At 75.2% G+C, this 18,698-nt stretch carries 18 protein-coding genes; 10 read left to right on the top strand and 8 right to left on the bottom strand.

Annotation, left to right across the window (positions count from 1 at the left end):
* The first annotated feature begins 6 nt into the window (after positions 1-6).
* From ACFXAM_RS10835 to ACFXAM_RS10825, 3 genes are all read left to right on the top strand, one after another.
* Positions 7-1,041 (top strand): enoyl-CoA hydratase/isomerase family protein, encoded by a 1,035-nt coding sequence (locus ACFXAM_RS10835; protein ID WP_380289628.1) that lies wholly within the window; start codon positions 7-9, stop codon positions 1,039-1,041.
* A gap of 91 nt (positions 1,042-1,132) precedes the next feature.
* Positions 1,133-1,912, top strand: coding sequence for an enoyl-CoA hydratase (locus ACFXAM_RS10830; protein ID WP_380289626.1), 780 nt, complete (start codon positions 1,133-1,135; stop codon positions 1,910-1,912).
* Between the two features lie 309 nt (positions 1,913-2,221).
* Positions 2,222-2,728 (top strand): DUF6193 family natural product biosynthesis protein, encoded by a 507-nt coding sequence (locus ACFXAM_RS10825; RefSeq protein WP_380289624.1) that lies wholly within the window; start codon positions 2,222-2,224, stop codon positions 2,726-2,728.
* A gap of 28 nt (positions 2,729-2,756) precedes the next feature.
* On the opposite strand, the gene ACFXAM_RS10820 is transcribed toward ACFXAM_RS10825, so the two are convergent.
* The 3 genes from ACFXAM_RS10820 to ACFXAM_RS10810 form a co-directional block, all read right to left on the bottom strand.
* Positions 2,757-3,203, bottom strand: coding sequence for a nitroreductase family deazaflavin-dependent oxidoreductase (locus ACFXAM_RS10820; protein ID WP_380289622.1), 447 nt, complete (start codon positions 3,201-3,203; stop codon positions 2,757-2,759).
* Positions 3,204-3,313: 110 nt separating this feature from the next.
* The gene (locus tag ACFXAM_RS10815; RefSeq protein WP_380289620.1) at positions 3,314-3,472 is read right to left on the bottom strand and encodes an LPXTG cell wall anchor domain-containing protein; all 159 of its coding nucleotides are present in this window, start codon (positions 3,470-3,472) and stop codon (positions 3,314-3,316) included.
* 214 nt (positions 3,473-3,686) lie between these two features.
* On the bottom strand, positions 3,687-5,510 hold the full coding sequence (locus tag ACFXAM_RS10810; RefSeq protein WP_380289618.1) for an NAD-binding protein: 1,824 nt from the start codon (positions 5,508-5,510) through the stop codon (positions 3,687-3,689).
* Positions 5,511-5,719: 209 nt separating this feature from the next.
* Here ACFXAM_RS10810 and ACFXAM_RS10805 point away from each other — a divergent pair, with 209 nt between their 5' ends.
* A complete protein-coding gene (locus ACFXAM_RS10805; protein ID WP_380289616.1) occupies positions 5,720-6,319 on the top strand; it encodes an HdeD family acid-resistance protein in 600 nt (199 codons plus the stop codon).
* A gap of 15 nt (positions 6,320-6,334) precedes the next feature.
* On the opposite strand, the gene ACFXAM_RS10800 is transcribed toward ACFXAM_RS10805, so the two are convergent.
* On the bottom strand, positions 6,335-7,768 hold the full coding sequence (locus ACFXAM_RS10800; protein WP_380289614.1) for a CoA transferase: 1,434 nt from the start codon (positions 7,766-7,768) through the stop codon (positions 6,335-6,337).
* Between the two features lie 70 nt (positions 7,769-7,838).
* Between ACFXAM_RS10800 and ACFXAM_RS10795 the strand changes: the two genes are divergently transcribed.
* Complete coding sequence (locus ACFXAM_RS10795; protein WP_380289612.1) at positions 7,839-8,564, top strand: MBL fold metallo-hydrolase; 726 nt, start codon at positions 7,839-7,841, stop codon at positions 8,562-8,564.
* A gap of 16 nt (positions 8,565-8,580) precedes the next feature.
* Here ACFXAM_RS10795 and ACFXAM_RS10790 read toward each other — a convergent pair whose 3' ends face one another.
* Positions 8,581-9,861: a cytochrome P450 gene (locus ACFXAM_RS10790; protein ID WP_380289610.1), complete on the bottom strand. Its 1,281-nt coding sequence runs from the start codon at positions 9,859-9,861 to the stop codon at positions 8,581-8,583.
* A gap of 370 nt (positions 9,862-10,231) precedes the next feature.
* On the opposite strand from ACFXAM_RS10790, the gene ACFXAM_RS10785 reads away from it, so the two are divergent.
* Complete coding sequence (locus ACFXAM_RS10785) at positions 10,232-11,122, top strand: hypothetical protein (RefSeq protein WP_380289608.1); 891 nt, start codon at positions 10,232-10,234, stop codon at positions 11,120-11,122.
* Positions 11,123-11,526: 404 nt separating this feature from the next.
* Here the strand turns inward: ACFXAM_RS10785 and ACFXAM_RS10780 are convergent, their stop codons facing one another.
* A complete protein-coding gene (locus ACFXAM_RS10780; protein ID WP_380289606.1) occupies positions 11,527-11,829 on the bottom strand; it encodes a zf-HC2 domain-containing protein in 303 nt (100 codons plus the stop codon).
* Between the two features lie 55 nt (positions 11,830-11,884).
* Here ACFXAM_RS10780 and ACFXAM_RS10775 point away from each other — a divergent pair, with 55 nt between their 5' ends.
* The 4 genes from ACFXAM_RS10775 to ACFXAM_RS10760 all read left to right on the top strand — a co-directional run bounded on the left by ACFXAM_RS10775 (position 11,885) and on the right by ACFXAM_RS10760 (position 16,722).
* A complete protein-coding gene (locus ACFXAM_RS10775; protein ID WP_380289604.1) occupies positions 11,885-12,472 on the top strand; it encodes a sigma-70 family RNA polymerase sigma factor in 588 nt (195 codons plus the stop codon).
* Positions 12,473-12,691: 219 nt separating this feature from the next.
* Positions 12,692-14,164, top strand: coding sequence for an MFS transporter (locus tag ACFXAM_RS10770; protein ID WP_380289602.1), 1,473 nt, complete (start codon positions 12,692-12,694; stop codon positions 14,162-14,164).
* Positions 14,165-14,220: 56 nt separating this feature from the next.
* Positions 14,221-15,582 (top strand): cytochrome P450, encoded by a 1,362-nt coding sequence (locus ACFXAM_RS10765; protein ID WP_380289600.1) that lies wholly within the window; start codon positions 14,221-14,223, stop codon positions 15,580-15,582.
* Between the two features lie 117 nt (positions 15,583-15,699).
* On the top strand, positions 15,700-16,722 hold the full coding sequence (locus tag ACFXAM_RS10760; RefSeq protein WP_380289598.1) for an L-tyrosine/L-tryptophan isonitrile synthase family protein: 1,023 nt from the start codon (positions 15,700-15,702) through the stop codon (positions 16,720-16,722).
* Here the strand turns inward: ACFXAM_RS10760 and ACFXAM_RS10755 are convergent.
* Positions 16,707-17,597, bottom strand: coding sequence for an ABC transporter ATP-binding protein (locus ACFXAM_RS10755; RefSeq protein ID WP_380289596.1), 891 nt, complete (start codon positions 17,595-17,597; stop codon positions 16,707-16,709). The two genes, ACFXAM_RS10760 and ACFXAM_RS10755, sit on opposite strands and share 16 nt — an antisense overlap.
* The gene (locus ACFXAM_RS10750; protein WP_380289594.1) at positions 17,594-18,697 is read right to left on the bottom strand and encodes a FecCD family ABC transporter permease; all 1,104 of its coding nucleotides are present in this window, start codon (positions 18,695-18,697) and stop codon (positions 17,594-17,596) included. Before ACFXAM_RS10750 ends, ACFXAM_RS10755 begins: the two co-directional genes overlap by 4 nt.
* Position 18,698 lies beyond the last annotated feature (1 nt).

Raw genomic sequence — 18,698 nt, 5'->3', positions numbered from 1 at the left:
GGGACGATGGCTGACGAGGTGCGGGCGTCGCGGGACGGCGGGGTGGGGCGGATCGTGCTCGACCGGCCGAGGGCGCTCAACTCGCTGACGCACGGGATGGTGGTGCGGATGCGGACGGTGCTGGAGGAGTGGGCCGGGGACGACGCGGTGCGGGTGGTGGTGCTGACCGGGGCCGGGGAGCGCGGGCTGTGCGCGGGCGGCGACATCCGGACGATGCACGACGACGCCAAGGCGGGCGGGGCCGGGACGCGCGCGTTCTTCCGGGACGAGTACCGGCTGAACGCGCTGGTCTCCCGCTACCCCAAGCCCTACGTCGCGGTGATGGACGGCATCACCATGGGCGGCGGCGTCGGGGTCTCCGCCCACGGGTCGGTGCGGATCGTCACCGAGCGCTCGGTGGTGGCCATGCCGGAGACCCGGATCGGCCTGGTGCCGGACGTCGGCGGGACGTGGCTGCTGTCGCGCGCGCCGGGCGAGCTGGGCACCCACCTCGGGCTCACCGCCGCCTCGATGACCGCCGGGGACGCGCTGCTGTGCGGGTTCGCCGACCACTTCGTGCCGTCGGAGAAGCTGCCCGCGCTGCTGGCCGACCTGGCCGGCGCGCCCGTCGACGAGGTCCTGCGCCGGTACGCGGAGCCCGCCCCGGCCGCGCCGCTCGCCGACCGTCGCGCCTGGATCGACGCCTGCTACGCGGCCGACTCCGTCGAGGAGATCGTCGCGCGGCTGACGGCGAGCGGCGTGCCCGAGGCCAAGCAGGCCGCCGAGGAGCTCGCCGAGCGCTCGCCGACGATGCTGAAGGTCACGCTGGCCGCCCTGCGCCGGGCCCGGACGCACGGTTCCCTGGAGGAGGGCCTGACGCAGGAGTACCGGGTGTCCTGCGCCGCGCTCGGCCACCACGACCTGGTCGAGGGCATCCGCGCCCAGGTCGTCGACAAGGACCGCGACCCGCACTGGTCGCCGGCCACCCTCGCCGAGGTCGGCCCGCGGACGGTGGCCGCGTTCTTCGAGCCGCCGCACGGTGGTGACCTGCGGCTCGGGTGACGACCGTCTCGCGGATCGAGACTGGCGCGAGGCGGTCCGGTTCGGAGATCGTTGGGTCCGTCGGAGCACAACGGAATGGGAGTCAACGGCGATGACCGAGACCTACGAGACGATCCTGGTGGACCGCAAGGGCCGGGTCGGGCTGATCACGCTCAACCGGCCGGAGGCGCTCAACGCGCTCAACAACCGGCTGATGAACGAGGTCGTGGCCGCGGCCACCGCCTTCGACCGGGACCCGGAGATCGGCTGTCTGGTGATCACCGGATCGGCGAAGGCCTTCGCGGCGGGCGCCGACATCAAGGAGATGCAGGGCAACCGGTTCCCGGACGTCTACCTGGACGACTGGCTGGGCCCGTGGGACCGCCTGGGCGAGCTGCGCAAGCCGGTCGTCGCGGCGGTGGCCGGCTTCGCGCTCGGCGGCGGCTGCGAGCTGGCGATGCTCTGCGACATCCTGATCGCCGCCGACACCGCCAAGTTCGGCCAGCCGGAGATCAAGCTCGGCGTGATCCCGGGCATCGGCGGCTCCCAGCGCCTCACCCGGGCGGTCGGCAAGGCCAAGGCCATGGAACTGTGCCTCACCGGCCGGATGATGGGCGCCGAGGAGGCCGAACGCGCCGGCCTGGTCTCCCGCATCGTCCCCGCCGACGACCTCCTCGCCGAGGCCCTCGCCACCGCCGAGAAGGTCGCCGAGATGTCCACCCCGGCCGCGATCATGATGAAGGAGAGCGTCAACCGCGCCTTCGAGACCACCCTCGCCGAGGGCGTCCGCTTCGAACGCCGCCTCTTCCACGCCGCCTTCGCCACCGCCGACCAGAAGGAAGGCATGACCGCCTTCGCCGAGAAGCGCCCGGCGGTCTTCAAGCACCGCTGACACCCCGCCGGAAGGCCCTGCCCGCGCCGCCGCTGCGACGGTGGCGCGGGCAGGGATCAGCGGCTCCGGTCCGTGAGCCGGAGCCTCCGCAGGGGCCATCCGGAGCCCGATACTGGAGGGATGGGTGATCGGGATGATGGTGGCGGGGGCCGGGCTCTTCGGGCGGCGTTGAGCCGGACGGCGGAGGGGCTCGGGCTCGTGTTGCCCGGGGCGGAGGAGCTGCCGGGTGAGCGCGCGACGTACGTCGACGCGGGGAGCGGGCGGCGAGTGCAGGTGGATCCGCCCGCCGGGAGGCGGCGGACCTTCGAGGTGAGTCTGCAGGACCGCCGCACGCGCCTGGCCTACGGGCGGACCTCGGACCTGGCCGAGGTGGTCGGGGCGACGACGGCGTGGCTGGGCGGAGAGGGCCTGGAGCGGACCAGGGCGCGCGCCCCGTTCGTCCGGTTCCGGCCCTGGGCCCTCGACCATGAGCGGGAGCCCTTCGTGGGCGTGGAGTTGACGTGGCGCATCAAGCTCGACCGCGTCCACATGCCGCCCTACGACCGGCACCCGCGGGCCCACGCCCTGCTGGCGGCCGCGTACGCCCAGCCGGCGCTCCGCCGGTTGATGCCGGTCAACAGTCACTTCGACCTCTGGTTCTCCACCAGGATCGAGCGGCCCTGGACGGCGAACGTCGGCTATGTGATCGCCGTGGACCACGACGGGCCGTACTCAGTGGGGAAGGGGGGCGACGTGGTGGCCCGCACCGGGACCGCGGAGGAGGCCGTCGCCCTGGTGGTGGCCGCCCTGCCCGAGGGGATCGGGCCGGCGAGCTGAGGTGGGGCCGCCGGGCGGGGGCCGTCGCTCAGGTGCCGGTCGGTTCGAGGACGAAGACCGGGATCACGCGGTCGGTCTTCTCCTGGTACTCGGCGTAGGTCGGGTACGCGGCGACCGCGCGCTCCCACCACCGGTCCCGCTCGTCGCCGGTGAGCTCACGGGCCGTCATGCTCCGGACCTCCGGGCCGTCCTGGAGATCCACCTCGGGGTTGGCCCTGAGGTTGAAGTACCAGTCCGGGTGGCTCGGGAAGCCGCCCTTCGAGGCCACCGCCGCGTACCGTCCCCCGTGTTCCACGCGCATCAGCGGGATCTTGCGGATCCGGCCGCTCCTCGCGCCGCGCATCGTGACGATGACGACCGGCAGACCGGTGTCCCACAGCGTCGTGCCCCGTGTGCCGCCCGAGCTCTCGTACAGCTCGACCTGCTCGCGGATCCACTGCGCCGGACTCGGGTCGTACTCGCCCTCAAGAGGCACCGCCTGCACCCCTTCCGCTCCGCGGACGGCTCCAGGAGGCAGGGTAACGCTGGTGGGGCGGTCGTGGCCGGATGCCACGACCACCCCACCCGTGCGGCCCTACCGGCTCATCAGCCGTGCCGGCGACGGCGGCGGCCGAGGGCGACGGCGAGGCCGCCGAGGATCAGCAGGGCGGCGCTGATCGTCGCCGTGGTGAACGCGGTGGTCCCGGTGTCGGCGAGGCTTCGTCCGGTCGCGGCCGGGACGACCACGCCCAGGCTGCCCAGCACTTGGCCGTCACGGTCGCCGCCCTTCCTCCCCGCAGTACCAGTGCCACGTGCTCCGCCTCTCCGCGGGTTCGGATACGCCCGGCCCCCGGCCGGGCGGCGTCGGAGCGCGGGATCCTCACGCACGCCGACGGCCCAAAGGATGACGGATGACGACCGTTTCCGTCCATTCACAACCGGAATGCGACGTGATGGCGTCACCGCCCCCAACGGAGGCTCAGTTGCCCGCCACCAGCGCCGTGTTGAGCCGGGCCAGGCCGCTGCGGGTGGCGGCGACCACGACGCTGTCGCCGGGCTCCAGGACGCGGCTGCGGTCGGCGTACCGCCACTGGTAGATCCGGGGACTGCGGGCCAGCCGGACGGCGAGGACCCGCACGCCGCCGCCGTCCTCCAGGTCGTGGCGGTTGAGGCCGATCAGGCCGCTGCCGAGCTCGGCCGGCAGTTCGGCGATCAGCAGCACGTGCCGGAACACCGAGAGCGTGCCGAGCACCTCACGGCCCATCAGCGCGGCGGCGAAGGCCGGGGCGGAGAGGTAGGAGGTGGACCGCGAGGCCACGTTGTCCAGCGTGGCGTACACGTGGCTCGCGAAGCTGTCGTCGAAGAGCCGCAGCACCACCCGGACGTCGGGGCGTCCGGCGCGCGCCTCCAGGGCCGCCTCCAGGTTGGTGGCGTCGTCGCCGCTGACCGCGACCACCGCGCGGCTGTGCTTGAGCCGGGCCCGGCGCAGCTGTTCGGCGAGCGGTCCGTCGTCGACGACCACCGGGACGCCGAGCGCGCGCACGGCGGAGATGCCGCGCGCCTGGGGGTCGCTCTCCAGGCCGACCACCGGCACGCCGAGGCCGTGCAGCCGGCTGACCACCCGGGTGCCGACGTTGCCGAGGCCGACCACGACGACGTGGTCGCGGGTGCCGGCGCCCGGGTTGCGGTGCTGGCCGCGGCGGCCGGAGGCGAGCACCTCGACCATGATGGCGGTGGCGACCGGGGCGAAGGTGATGCCGCAGAAGGTGATCACGACCTGGGCGACCCGCTGCCAGGTGCCGCCGGTTCCGCCGGCCTCGCCGGGCTGGTCCGGCTGGGCGGCGCCGGCGAGGTCGAGCAGCGAGGTGTAGAGCGTCCAGGCGAAGTTGCCGTTCAGGTGCCAGAGCAGGGCGAAGGCGAGCAGCACCGCGGCCAGCGCGGTGATCAGCACCACCCGGAGCCGGGCGCTGGTGAAGAAGCGCAGGGTGTCGAGCAGCCGCCAGCGCAGCCGCCGCCACCAGGCGATCCGTACGGCGGGCTCGCTGCGCAGGGTCTGCAGCGCGGCGATGCCGCCGCCGGGCCCGGCCGGGTCGGACGACGCGCCGGAGGACGCCTCGGCGGCGCGGCGGGCCTCGGCGGCGGAGCGGATCGGCCCGTCGTCGCCGAACTCGCTGGCCAGCCGGACGAAGGAGGCGGAGTCGCCCTCCTGCTCGGGCAGCAGCCGGATCCGGCCGAGGTCCTGGCGGTCGATCCGGTCGGCGACGATGCAGAGCCGGTCGGACTGGATGTCGTCGTCGTAGGCGATGTGCAGGAAGCGGTCGCCGACCTGGACGGAGTTGGGGCGGGAGAGGGCGGCGTCGGCGAAGGCGGGGGCGGCGGTGGCGGAGCCGGACAGCGCGGTGCCGTTCCTGAGCAGGCGTTCGATGTTGGCGCCGAGCCGCTGGTTGAACATCCGCAGGACGATGCGGATGGCGGGGTTGTGTCCCTGCGCGGACAGCGCGGCGTGGATGTTCTCCTGGTCGTTGCCGTCGACGAAGGCGATGCCGCGGGCGGTCTCCACCCGGACGGCGCGCAGGGCCTCCTCGGTGACGCTGCTGTACTCGACGACGGCGGCGACGCCCTCCAGCTGTTCGATCCGGGGCGCGTGGTCGCGGGCGCGGTCCGGGACGAGGACGACGACCGGGACGTCGTAGTGCTCGACGAGTTCGTGGGCCAGGCGGTGGGCGAGCGCATTGCCGCCGCAGACGATGTAGTGCTGGCTGATCGGCTCGACCGGAGGGGTCCCCCACCCTTCAGAAGTCATATCGCCGGATCCTATCGACGGCACATGAGGCCCAGATGGCGTTCCGGGAATCCCGGGGGAATCCCGGGGGAAACCCGCCGGGTCGCCCGAACGGGTGCATCCGACGCGCGGACGCGGGCGCGTGGGGCGATTGTGAGGAGCGCCCGAAACCCGCACGCCGAGGGCGCCCGCGCACACGCCGGGGCGTCCGCTCCCCTGGAGGACGCCCTGTGGTCTCCCCGATCATCACCCCCGACGGCTCCCCGGTCCGGGGCCCGCTCGGGCTGCTCGCCAAGGCCGCCTGGCAGGTCCTGCTGGTCGCCGGACTCGTCTCGCTGGGCCTCGGGATCGTCGTGTTCGTGTGGCCGGAGGAGACGCTGCTGGTGGTCGGCGTGCTGTTCGGCCTCTACCTGCTGGTCATCGGCATCGTGCAGCTGGTCGCCGCGTTCGGCACGCACGCCGCCACCGCGATGCGGGTGCTGGCGTTCATCAGCGGCGCGATCTGCGTGCTGCTCGGCCTGCTCTGCTTCCGCAGCGCGGCGCAGTCGGTGCTGCTGCTCGCGATCTGGATCGGCATCGGCTGGCTGTTCCGCGGCATCACGCAGATCGCCGCCGCCCTCTCGGACGAGGCCATGCCGGCCCGCGGCTGGCAGGCCTTCGCGGGCGCGGCGAACACCCTGGCCGGGGTGCTGCTGATGGTCTGGCCGGCCGGTTCGATCACCGCGCTGACCGTGCTGGCCGGCTGCTGGCTGGTGATCCTGGGGCTGATCGAGATCGTGACGGCGTTCCAGGTGCACCGCACCGCCGAGCAGATCCCCTCCGGCGTCTGAACCGGCCGGCCGCCCTCAGGCCCAGCGCGGCGCGTCCGTGCCCCAGCGCCCCGGTGGGCGGGTCCAGTCCGCCGGGGCGCCGTCGTACCCGACGGGCGGCAGCGCGTACCGGAGCCGGCCGTACGGCGCGTCCGTCTCGGTGAGCCACCGGGCCGGGTCGTGGCGCTCCTCGTTGGGCGGCTGGTGCGGGTCGGCGGTGGGCGCGATGCCGTGCAGCAGCCAGGAGGCCGTGCCGGCCAGGGAGTAGCGCAGGTGGCGCCCGCCGGGGCGGCCGGTGCGCTGCTCGGTGAGGGCGCGCAGCACACCGGCCGCGACCAGGTAGCCGGTGCCGTGGTCGAGGGCCTGGGCGGGCAGGGCGCCGGGGCGGCCGTCGGCGCCGGCCTCGGTCGCGGCGATGCCGCAACCGGCCTGGACCAGGCTGTCGAAGCCGCGCCGCCCGGCCCACGGGCCGGTCCAGCCCCAGGCGTTCAGCTCGGCGACGACCAGGCCCGGCCGGCGGGCGAGCAGGGCCCCGGCGGCCAGCCCGTACGCGTCGAGCGCGCCGGGGCGGTAGCCGGTGACCACGACGTCGGCGGTGGCGAGCAGCTCCTCGAAGGCGGCCCGCCCGGCGCCGTCGGCGAGGTCGAGCCGGGCGGAGCGCTTGCCGAAGCCGGTGTCGGCGTGGGCGTCGTCGGCCTCGGGCAGGCGCGGCGGGTCGAGGCGCAGCACCTCGGCGCCGAGCAGGGCGAGGGTGCGGGTGGCGACCGGGCCGGCGATCACCCGGGTGAGGTCGAGGACGCGGATCCCTGCGGCGGGCTGCCCGACGGAGGCGGAGGCCGGGACGGGGGCGGCGGCGAGCGGGCGGGGCGCGGTCTCGTCGACGGCGCGGACGTCGACCAGCGGCAGCACGGTGTCCCGGACCGGCGCGACCGCGACGGCGAGCGCCCCCGCCGCGTACGCGCGCTCCTGGACGGCCGCGGCCGGGAGCTCGCGCAGCACGGCGGCGAGCCGTTCGGGCCCGGTGTCACCGGGCAGGCCGAGGGCGGTGAGCAGCCGGTCACGGTGGTGGGGGTAGTTGGCGTGGGTGCGCAGCCAGCCGTCGACGGCCGGCCAGAAGCCGGAGAGCGGCGCGAAGGAGACCGGGGCGCGGCCGTCGATCCGCAGGTGGCGCTCGCTGACGAAGGCCGTGGCGACGGCGCCCTGGTCGATCCGCACCCGGGGCACGGCGCCGCCGCAGCGCAGCGCGGCGAGTTCGGCGGCGGCCAGCGAGCAGGCGGCGACGGTGGCCCGGGCGAGGCGCCGGACGGGCAGCCGGGAGGGCAGCACGGCGTCGGGGCCGTGGAAGGAGACCCGCTCCAGCAGCGCGGCCGGCCCGCCGAGGGCGCGCCAGGCGTCGGCGGTGGGGAGGTCGGCCTGCGGCGGGAGCGGGTCGTCGGGGCCGGACGGTGCGGGGAGCGGACGGTCGGTCATGTCGGCATTGTGCTCCGCGTGGTGGGTAGACGCAGTGACGTCCGCCACCGCGCCCCTCAGGAGGAGCAGCATGAACGGGTCCCGCCCCGGCCCGGCGTCCGCGATCCGGCGGCTCGACCTCGGCTACTTCGTCCGCCCGGCGAGGGAGGCGGACAATCCGGAGCCCCGGGTGGAGCCGGTGCTGGCGTACCTGGTGCGCCGGCCGGAGGGGCTGCTGCTGTTCGACACCGGTCTCGGCGAGGGCGATCCGGAGGCGGACGCGCACTACCGCCCGGTGCGGCGGCCGCTGACGGCGGCGCTGGCGGCGGCGGGTGCGGCACCGAGGGACGTGGCCGCGGTCGTCAACTGCCATCTGCACTTCGACCACTGCGGCGGCAACCCGCTGCTGGCCGGGGTGCCGGTGTGGACGCAGGCGGTGGAGCTGGCCCAGGCCCGGGCGGGCGGCTACACGATCGACGCGCTGGTGGACCCGCCGGGCGTGCGCCACCGGGAGCTGGACGGGGAGGCGGAGGTGTGGCCGGGTGTGCGGGTGGTGCCGACGCCCGGTCACACCGCGGGCCACCAGTCGCTGGTGGTGACCGGTCCGGACGGCTGCACGGTGCTGGCCGGCCAGGCGTTCGACACGGCGTCCGCGTTCGGTGCGGCCGCGCTGGCGCGGCGGGCGGCCCGGGAGGGGGTGGTCGGCGCGCCGCTGCCCGGGTACCCGGCCTGGCTGGACCGGCTGGCGCAGTTCGGGCCGCGCCGGGTGCTGTTCGCGCACGACCACGCCGTCTGGGAGCCGGCTGCGGAGGGGTGAGGGGCCGGGGCGGGGGTCAGAAGGTGAACCGGAGCGAGCGGATCCGGTGGTCGAAGCTGGACGGGACGAACTCCGGTTCGCCGAGCGAGCGGACCTCGGGGAGCCGGGTGAACAGCTCCCGGTAGAGCACCTTCATCTCCTGCCGGGCGAGGTGCGCGCCGAGGCAGTAGTGCGGCCCGCCACCGCCGAAGCCGAGGTGGGGGTTGGGGCTGCGGGTGATGTCGAAGGCCTCGGGGTCGGTGAAGACGGTCTCGTCGCGGTTGGCGGAGCCGTAGTAGAGCACCACCTTCTCCCCCGCCCGCAGCAGCGGCCCGTCGGGGCCGCCGAGCCGGTGGTCGACGGCCAGGGTGCGGCGGAACTGGATGATCGGCGTGGAGTGGCGGACGATCTCGTCGACCGCGCCCCCGAGCCGCCCGTCGAGGTCGCCGAGGAGCAGGGCGCGCTGGTCGGGGTGGGTGGTGAGCAGGTGCAGGCCGTGCGCGAGGGCGTTGCGGGTGGTCTCGACGCCGGCGACGAGCAGCAGGGAGAAGAAGGCGCCGAGTTCGCGGCCGGTGAGGCGGCGGCCGTCGACGTCGGCGGTGACCAGGGCGGAGATCAGGTCGTCGGTGGGCCGGCGGCGGCGTTCGCGGCCGAGCTCGGCGACCATGCCCTGCATCCGGGCCAGGGCCCGCAGTCCGCGGCCGGGGATCCGGATCCGCCGGAGCAGCGGGCGCCGGACGCCGGTGTGCTCGGAGGCGTGGTCGATCTGGTCGAGGACGGCGCGACGGGGCTCCTCGGGGATGCCCATCATGTTGCAGATCACCCGGAAGGGGAGTTCGGCGGCGACCGCCTTGACGAAGTCCGCCGGGCGCTCGCGCTCGACGCGGTCGACCAGTTCGGCGGCGACCAGGCGGATGTCGTCCTCCACCCGGGAGATCAGGCGCGGGGTGAAGGCGCGGGAGACGATGCGGCGCAGCTGGGCGTGCCGGGGGTCGTCCAGGTTCACCATCGAGTCGCCGAACAGCAGGCGCACCCAGCGGGCCGGTTCGGGGGTGGTGACGCCGGGTCCGCTGAGGAAGACGGCGGGATTGCGGCTGGCCTCGACGACGTCGGCGTGCCGGACGAGGGCGTGGAAGCCCGGGGCGTCGCCGAAGCGGGCCGGGGCGGGCAGGCGGCGCAGCACGGTGAAGGCGGCGGCGCGGTCCCGGTCGGGCAGCCCCCAGAACGCGGGGTCGGCGAGATCGACGTCCGCGGCTCCGGGTGCCGGGGGCACGGCGGCCCCGGGTGCGGTGCCGGCCTCGGGTGCGGTGGTGTCCATGCCGGGTCCGTCTCCTGTCGCCTGTCGCCTGTCGTCGTCGGCACCCGTCCTGTGTGTGCGCCGTCACATTCGGGGCGTCACATTCAGTACGTATCTGCACGGAGGTGTCAAACCGATATGACGGCATGAAGAACATCTCTTCCGGGACCAGTCCGGCACGCTGCGCACCGTGGTCGCCCGCGCACCGTCGGGATCCGGCCACCGCGCCGTCACCGCTCCCACCAGCGCCCCCACCGGCCCCGGGGCGGGGCGGGTGCCCGAACGGCTTGCCCGGACGGAGCGGCCCCCAGGTGCCCGGACATGCCCCGACAGGGGCGGAACCGGCCAATACCGGAGGGTGCGGTACAGGTCGGCGGAGGCGGGTGCGACGATGAGTGTCATCGTGATGACCGACCGGATCCGCTCGCTGCGCGCCGTGGTCTTCGCCGCGCTCTGCGTGGCGCTGGCCGCCACGGCGCACGTCACCATGGCCGGTTCCGGGGTCTCGGCCCCGGTCCTGGCGGGCGCGTTCGGTCTCACCCTAGGCCTCACCTGGCTGCTGGCCGGCCGGCGCCGGGGGCTCACGGTGATCAGCTGCTGGATGGTGGCCGCGCAGACCGGGCTGCACCTGACGTTCGAACAGGCGGGCTCGCTGTTCGGGGGCGGTGGCCTCGCCGGCGCCCCGGCGACGGACTGGGCCTCGCTGCTGCTGTGCAATCCGGACGCGACGCCCACCGGGCTGTCCTCGGACGACCTGGCGTTGATGGCCGGGCTGGACCCGGACGTCCCGCCGACCGGCGCCGCCGCCGTCGCCCACACCCACGGGGCGGCGCCCGCCGCCGACCTCACGGCCGCCGCGGGCACGCCGGTGCCGGGCTCCGGCTCCGCGTCCGCGTCCGGGATGGCCGGGCACGGGATGAGCGGGATGACCGGCATGACCGGAGCCGGCGGGTCGAACGGCATGGGCGGCCACGACATGGCCGCGCACGGCATGTCCACCGGCATGATCACCGCGCACGTGGTCGCCGCACTGGCCTGCGCGCTGCTGCTGTGGCGCGGTGAGACCGCGCTGGTGCGGCTGTTCGACCTGCTCGGCGCGCTGGGTTCGGTGCTGGCGGGGGCGCTGCTGACGCCGCTGCTCGTGCTGTTCACCCGTTCGACCGGCTTCCGGCCGCCCGACGCGCCCAGACCCGTCGGCCACCGGGCCCGGCTGCCGCGGTCGGTGCTGCTCGCGCACGCCCTGGCCCGCCGTGGACCTCCCGTGGCCGCGTTCGCCCGCTGACGCGCCCGCCGCCGTCCGCGGACACCGCCGGTGTCCGCCGCGCGGTGGGCAGGTCGCCCCGCGCCGCAGCCGCGCCGCCGGGTACCGCCGCCCGCCCCGGACGAGCGCCGGCCGACCGTGCTCCCCGCCCTCCCGTGCCGTGCGCCGGGAAGGCCGGGGCCGCCACGGGCGGCCGGTGCGCCGGGAGCGGGACAGCCGCCGGTGCCGACGGAGGCCGCTGCCGCCGGGGCCCGGGCCCGCGCGTGCCGACCGTCCCCGCCGCCCTGCCGGCCGGGGCCGGGAGCCGCGCGGCCGCCCACCGACGCCGCCGGTGCCGCCCGCAGCGGCACCGCACCCCGTCTTCTTCTCAGGACCTCTTCATGCCTGACTTCGACGGCGCACCGGCCTCGCCCGGCGCCACCGTCCTACCGCGTCCGCCCGCCGCCCCCCTGCCCGGGGCGGCCCTCCTCGGCTCCACCGTCCTCGACCGCGCCGGCGTCCTCCCCGCCGAGGCCCCCGATGCGCGCGAGGAGCCCGGCCGTCCACTCCGCCGACGGCTCGTCGGCCCCGTCCGCGAGCAGCGGGGCGCGCAGTCGCTCCGCCCGCTCCAGCCACTCCCGGCAGGCCGCGCACCGCGCGACGTGCTTGTCCAGCCGGCGGTCCGGCACACCGGCCGGTTCGCCGTCGAGGCGGGCGGACAGAGCGGTACGGAGTTGCGCGCATCTCATATGACCATCGTCCCGCACCTTCTCCGAGCTGGGACCGACCGGGTGGGGGGCCGTCGTGGATGACGACCAGCTGACCGCGCTCGCGCTGGCCGCCCGCGAGGGCCGGTCCGCCGACGTCGAGGCCTTCGTCCGGGCCACCCAGCGGGACGTCTGGCGGTTCGTCGCCCACCTCACCGACGTGCAGTCCGCCGACGACCTCGCCCAGGAGACCTTCCTGCGGGCCCTGCGCAGCCTGCCCGGGTTCGCCGGACGCTCCTCCGCCCGCACCTGGCTGCTCTCCATCGCCCGGCGGACCGTCATCGACCGCTACCGCACCGCCGCCGCCCGGCCGCGCTGCGCCGCACTGCCGGACTGGCAGGAGGCCGCCGAGCGGCAGGGCACCGCGCCCGCCGCGGGCTTCGAGGACGGTGTGGCGCTCGGCGACCTGCTGGACCGGGTGCCCGCCCAGCGCCGCGAGGCCTTCGTGCTCACCCAGGTCGTCGGGCTGAGCTACGCCGAGGCCGCCGAGGTGGCCGGCTGCCCGGTCGGCACCGTCCGCTCCCGGGTGGCCCGGGCGCGCGAGGAGCTGATAGCCCGGCTGCGGGCGGCCGAGGCCGGGGAGCCGGCAGCGGCCTCGGCGGCCGAACTGGCGGCCGTCGGCTGAGACCCGCCGGGCGGTCGTCACCCCGGCGGCCCCGCCCGCCCGGGGCCCGCGACGGGCGCTCCGGGCGGGCGGGCAAGATCGGCCACCGTCGTCATGATCCGGCCAAGCCGTAAAAATCCCCCACCTGTTCGGAACCGGGGCCCGAGTGCCTCCGACTGCTGTACCGGACGCCGCCGCCGAGGTGGCGTCCGGACAGCACGGGGGAACGGAGGATGACCCATGGCAACGCAGCAGTCGCCCGCGACCGGCACACCGGGTGACGACTCGGCCGGGGTGGTGGACCGGTGGAGTCTGGTCTTCGCCGCAGGCCTGATCTCCTTCGTCGCGATGCTCGACATGAACGTCGTCAACCTCGCGCTCACGGACATCGCGAACGCCCTCGACGTCTCCCCCACCACTGCCCAGTGGGCCGTGCTCGGCTACCAGCTCCCCCTGGTCGCCCTGCTGCTGCCCGCCGGGCGGTGGCTGGACCAGGTCGGCCTGCGCGCCGCCCTGCTGCTGTCCGTCGGCTGCTTCGCGCTCTGCAGCGCGCTGGCCGCGGCGGCGCCCTGGGCGAGCTGGCTGATCGCCGCCCGCCTCGCCCAGGGCGCGTTCGGCGCCGTGCTGTTCGTCCTGATGCCGGTGCTCGCCGCCACCGCCGTCCGCCCGGAGCTGCGCGGACGGGCGATGAGCGTGCCCGCCACCCTGGGCCCGCTCGGCGCGGTGCTCGGCCCGGTGATCGGCGGCCTGCTGCTGGACCACGTCGGCTGGCGGGCGATCTTCCTGGTCAAGCTGCCGATCTGCCTGGCCGCCTGGCTGATCGCCCACCGCGACGCCCCGCGCGGCGGCGGGCGGCTGAGGCTGCCCGACCGCGGGTCGCTCGGTGACGCCGCGCTGATCGGCTCGGCGATCGCCGCCGTGCTGCTCGGCCTCACCCTCGCCCCCGACGCCCCGCTGTGGCTGCTGCTCGCGCTGCCCTCCGTGCCGCTGCTGCTGTTCTGGCTGCGCCGCCCCGGCGGGCGCCCGGTCGCCACCGTGCTGCGCACCTCCGGCACCGCCGCCGTGAACGGCTCGGTGCTGGCGCTCGCCGCCGGCTTCGCGGCCAACCACTTCCTGCTCGCCCAGTACCTGCGCCGGGAGGACGGCGAGAGCGCGACCGCCACCGCCCTCACCATGCTGGCGTTCCCGCTCGGCATGGTGGTGGCCGGCCGCTTCGGCGGACGGCTCGCGGACCGCTGGGGCGCCCGTCCGACCGCGCTCACCGGCGCCGCCGTGACCGCCCTCGGCATGCTGCTGCTGATCCCGGTGGACACCGACTGGTCCTCGCCCGACATCGCCTGGCGGCTCGCGGTGGCCGGCGTCGGCATGGGCCTCAACGGCGGCCCGGTCCAGGCCCTGGTGATGACCTCGGCCCCGCCGGACCAGCTCGCCACCGCGGGCTCGGCCGTCCAGCTGTCGCGCAGCCTCGGCTTCGCGCTCGGCCCCGCGCTGGCCACCGCCGCCACCCTGTACGGCACCACCGACATCGCCGGCGTCCGGGCCGGCCTCGCCCTCGCCGCGGCCGCCGCCGCCCTCGCCGTGGCCCTGCTGACCCTGCACCACCGCACCGACCGGGGCGCCAAGCCCACCGACCGCACCACCGGCACCACCGGCACCGCCGGGAGCACGCCGGCGAACGAAGAGAACGACCGGACGATCGGCAGCCCGGCCTGACGCAGCGTCACGACCGGGCCTGCACACCACAGATCCACACCGGAGGAACATCCGCAATGACCGACACCGTCCACGAGCCGACCGCGTCCGGCGAGGCCCCCGACGGGCCCCGCTGCCCGTTCGGCTACGACGAACTCCCCGACCCCGTGCCGCTGTTCGGCCCGGAGTACAAGAGCGACCCCTACCCCCTGTACCGGCGGATGCGGGCGGCGGGCCCCGTCCACCGGGTGACCTTCCCGAGCGGCGTCGGCGCCTGGCTGGTCACCGGCTACAAGGCCGCCCACGAGGCGCTCAACGACCCCCGGCTCGGCAAGAACCACGAACTCGGCAACGACGAGTGGCGCCGGCTCGCCTCGATCATGCCCGAGCCGCAGCACTCCCAGCTCCAGGTCCACCTGCTGCACCAGGACCCGCCGAAGCACACCACGATGCGCAAGCTCGTCCTGGAGGCCTTCTCACCGCGCCGGGTGGAGGCCCTGCGCCCGCGCATCCAGGAGCTCGCCGACGCCCTGGTCGACGAGCTTCCGCCGACCGCCCCGGCCGGCGGCAGCGACCTGGTCGCCGGATTCGCGGCCCACTACCCCTTCCGGGTGCTGGCCGAGGTGATCGGCCTCCCGCAGGAGCTGGCGGTCAAGTTCGACCGCGACTGGGGCAAGGTGGTGCAACCGGTCGGCCCGCAGGACCCGGGCCGACCGGCGTACGAGGGCCGGCTGCGCGGCCTGCAGACCTACATCGCCGACGTGGTCGCCCACAAGCGCGCCACCCACGACCCCGCCGGGCCGGGCGTGGACCTGCTCGGCCGGCTCGTCGCGGCCTGCGACGCCGGCGAGTTGAGCCCCGAGGAGCTCGACTCGATGGTGTTCCAGCTGCTGGTCGCCGGCCAGGAGCCGGTCACCAACCAGATCACCACCATGCTGATCACCCTGCTGCGCCACCCGGAGCAGCTCGACCGGCTGCGCGCCTCCCTCGACCCCGAGAACCCCGGCGCCGAGCCGGGCCTGCTCACCCGGGCGATCGAGGAACTGCTCCGCTACGACGGCGCGTTCGAGCTGACCACCTGGCGCTTCTTCGCCACCGACAGCGACCTTCACGGCACCACCGTCCCGGCCGGCGACTCGGTGATCGTCTCGCTCGGCGCCGCCAACCGGGACGAGGAGCAGTTCACGGACACCGACGTCCTGGACTTCGACCGCTCCCCCAACGCCCACCTGGCCTTCGGCCACGGCATCCACTTCTGCCCCGGCGCCGCCCTGGCCCGGGCCGAACTCCAGATCGCCATCGGCACCCTGCTCACCCGGCTGCCCGGGCTGCGGCCCTCGGTCGCCGACGACGAGCGCATCGACGCGCTCGCCTGGGTGCCCGCCGTCCTGGCCCGCGGGGTGAACCGGCTCCCGGTCGCCTACGACCGGCGGGTCTGAGCACCTCCGAAGGGCCGACCACGCCTCTCCCTGCACCCACCACAGCGTCCCGGCGAACACCGCCGGGGCGTGGCTCCGCCTGCCCGAAGCCCGTTCGACGTTCCATGGAGGACCACCATGCCGCGCGCCGGCACCGTCACCACCGACTCCAGCAACTCCCAGGCCGACAGCCACGAGAGCAACGTGACCACCGCGCACAGCACCACCGGGTACACCGTGCCCGACCAGCAGACCGTCACCCGGCTCTCGGCCGAGATCCTCGACCTGCTGCTCCCGCACCGCCGCGCCTCCGACCCCGAGGTCGACGCCGTGCCCGCCGACTTCCCGCTCCAGATGGAGCAGCTGGCGGACTTCATCACGGCCGGCGACCCGATCCTGTTCACCCTGCCGGGGTTCCCCTGCAAGTCCCCCAACCTCGCCAAGGTGCTCGGCCACCTGCCCGACGAGGGCGAGCGGCTCTCGCTCACCTTCCTCAACGGCCTCGCCCAGCAGATCGGCAAGATCTACGAGCCCGGCGCCAAGATCCTGATCTGCTCCGACGGCCACATCTTCGGCGACCTCATCCACGTCCCCGACGACCACATCGACCAGTACTCCGACGAGCTGTCCGCGCTGATCGAGCGCGAGGGCCTGACCCACCTCGACACCTTCGACCTGCGGGCCGTCCTCGGCGACCTGCCCTTCGACGAGAAGCGCGCCCGGGTGCACGCCCAGTACGCGCCCACCAAGGAGGAGCTGCGCGAGCAGGTGCTGACCGACGAGGAGACCGCCAAGCTCTATCGCGGCATCACCCGCTTCCTCACCGAGGACACCTTCGGCTGGACCGGCACCAAGTCCGCCCTGCAGAAGGACTGCCGCCAGCGCGCCTACGGCGTCATCCAGCGCAGCCGCGCCTGGGGCGACCTCATCGCCGAGCAGCACCCCCGCTCCTTCCGGCTCTCCATCCACCCGCAGAAGGTCGGTGTGCTGAAGTTCGGCATCCGGCTGCTGGAGCACGCGGACATGTGGATGACGCCGTGGCACTCCTCGGTGCTGCACCGCCAGGACGGCGGCTGGGAGCTGCTGCGCAGCGAGGAGGCCGCGAAGACCGGCCGGCTGGTCGAGCGCAACGGCCGCCCGAGCCACTACGAGACCTCCTGACACTCGGTACGGACCGGGGCGGCGGCGACCGGGAGTTCGGTGAACACCCGGTCCCCCGCCCCGGGGCCGCCGGGACCGGGGGTGTTCACCGGTTCCGGCGCCCCGGCCGGCGTGCGGTGGTCGAACGCGATCAACGGGTCACCCGTCAACGGGTGGTCGACCACCGCCGCCCGCACCCCGAACACCTCGGCGAGCAGCTCCGCGGTCAGCACCTCGCGCGGCTCCCCCGAGGCGACCAGCGTGCCGCGGTGCAGCACGTGCAGCCGGTCGCACACCGAGGCGGCCGCGTTCAGGTCGTGCAGCGCGACCAGCGTGGTGCGCCGTTGCTCGCGCAGCAGCGCCAGCAGCTCCACCTGGTGCCGGACGTCCAGGTGGTTGGTCGGCTCGTCCAGCACCAGGACGTCCGGCTGCTGGGCCAACGCCCGCGCCAGCAGCACCCGCTGGCGCTCGCCGCCGGAGAGCTGGGCGAACCGGCGGTCCGGCGCGTGCGCCATGCCGACCCGCTCCAGCGCCTCGGCGACCAGCCGGTGGTCCTCGGCGTCGTCCTTGGCGAACGCCCGCTTGTACGGGGTGCGGCCCATCGCGACCACCTCGCGGACGGTCAACTCGAAGTCCCCGCCGCGCTCCTGGGGCAGCGCTCCGATGTGCCGGGCGGACTGCGCGGGGCTCAGCCCGGACAGCTCCCGCCCCGCCAGCAGCACCCGCCCCGCACTCGGCCGCAGATGCCGGTACACGGTGCGCAGCAGGCTGGACTTGCCACTGCCGTTGGGACCGACCAGGCCGGCGATCTCGCCCTCCTTGGCCACCAGATGGACCCCGGCGACCACGGTCCGCCCGGCCAGGGCGACGCTCACGTCTTCGACGGCGATTCTCAATTCCGCTCCAGTCGTCGGTCCAGCAGGTAGAGCAGGGTGGGCGCGCCGAGCAGGGCGGTCACCACGCCGATCGGCACCTCCTGGCCGTCCAGCGCGGTGCGGGCGAGCAGGTCGACGACCACCAGCAGGACCGCGCCGGTGAGGGCGGACAGCGGCAGCAGCCGGCGGTGGTCGCCGCCGACCAGCATCCGGCACACGTGCGGGACCATCAGTCCGACGAAGCCGATCGCCCCGGAGACGGCGACCAGCACACCGGTGAGCACGCTGGTGACGGCGAAGATCTCGCGGCGCAGCCGGGCCACGTCCACACCGAGGCCGGCCGCCGTCTCGTCGCCCATCAGCATCGCGTTCAGCCCCCGGGCGCGGCCCTGGAGCAGGACCGTGCCGAGGACCACGGCCACCGCGGGCACGGCGAGTTGACCCCAGGTGGCCCCGCTCAGGCTGCCCATCAGCCAGAACAGCACGCCCCGGGTCTGCTGCTCGTCGCCGGTCTGCAGCACCAGGTAGCTGGTGAGGCCGGTGAGGAACTGGCCGATGCCGATGCCGGCCAGCACCAGGCGTAACGGGGAGAACCCGCCGCCGCGCCGGGCCAGCAGCCACACCAGCGAGAACGCGGCCAGCGCGCCGAGGAAGGCCGCCACCGAGACGGTGATCCCGGCGATCCCGCCGATGGTCAGCTCCAGGCCGAGGCCGGCCCCGAGCACGATCACGCCGACCGCGCCGAGCGAGGCCCCGGAGGAGATGCCGAGCAGGAACGGGTCGGCGAGCGGATTGCGGACCAGCGCCTGCACGGCGGTGCCGACCACACCGAGTCCGGCCCCCACGACGGCCGCCAGCAGGGCGCGTGGCACCCGCAGCTGCCAGACGATGAGGTCCCGGGTGCCGGCCGCCGGCCGCTGCCCGGTGATCCGGCGCCCGACCACCTCCCACACCTCGCCGGGCGGGATGTCCACCGCGCCGAGCGACACGGCGGCGGTCAGGGCCACGACCAGGGCGACGGTGAGCAGGGCGGCGAGCGGTCCGGCCGGCAGCGCCCGGACGCGTGTGCGCCGCACGGCGGTGCCCGCGGCACCGGTGGTGGCGGTGGTGGCCCCGGCCATC

The sequence above is a fragment of the Kitasatospora sp. NPDC059462 genome, assembly GCF_042749955.1.
Lineage (GTDB): Bacteria > Actinomycetota > Actinomycetes > Streptomycetales > Streptomycetaceae > Kitasatospora.
This window is presented reverse-complemented; position numbering and strand designations above follow the sequence as displayed.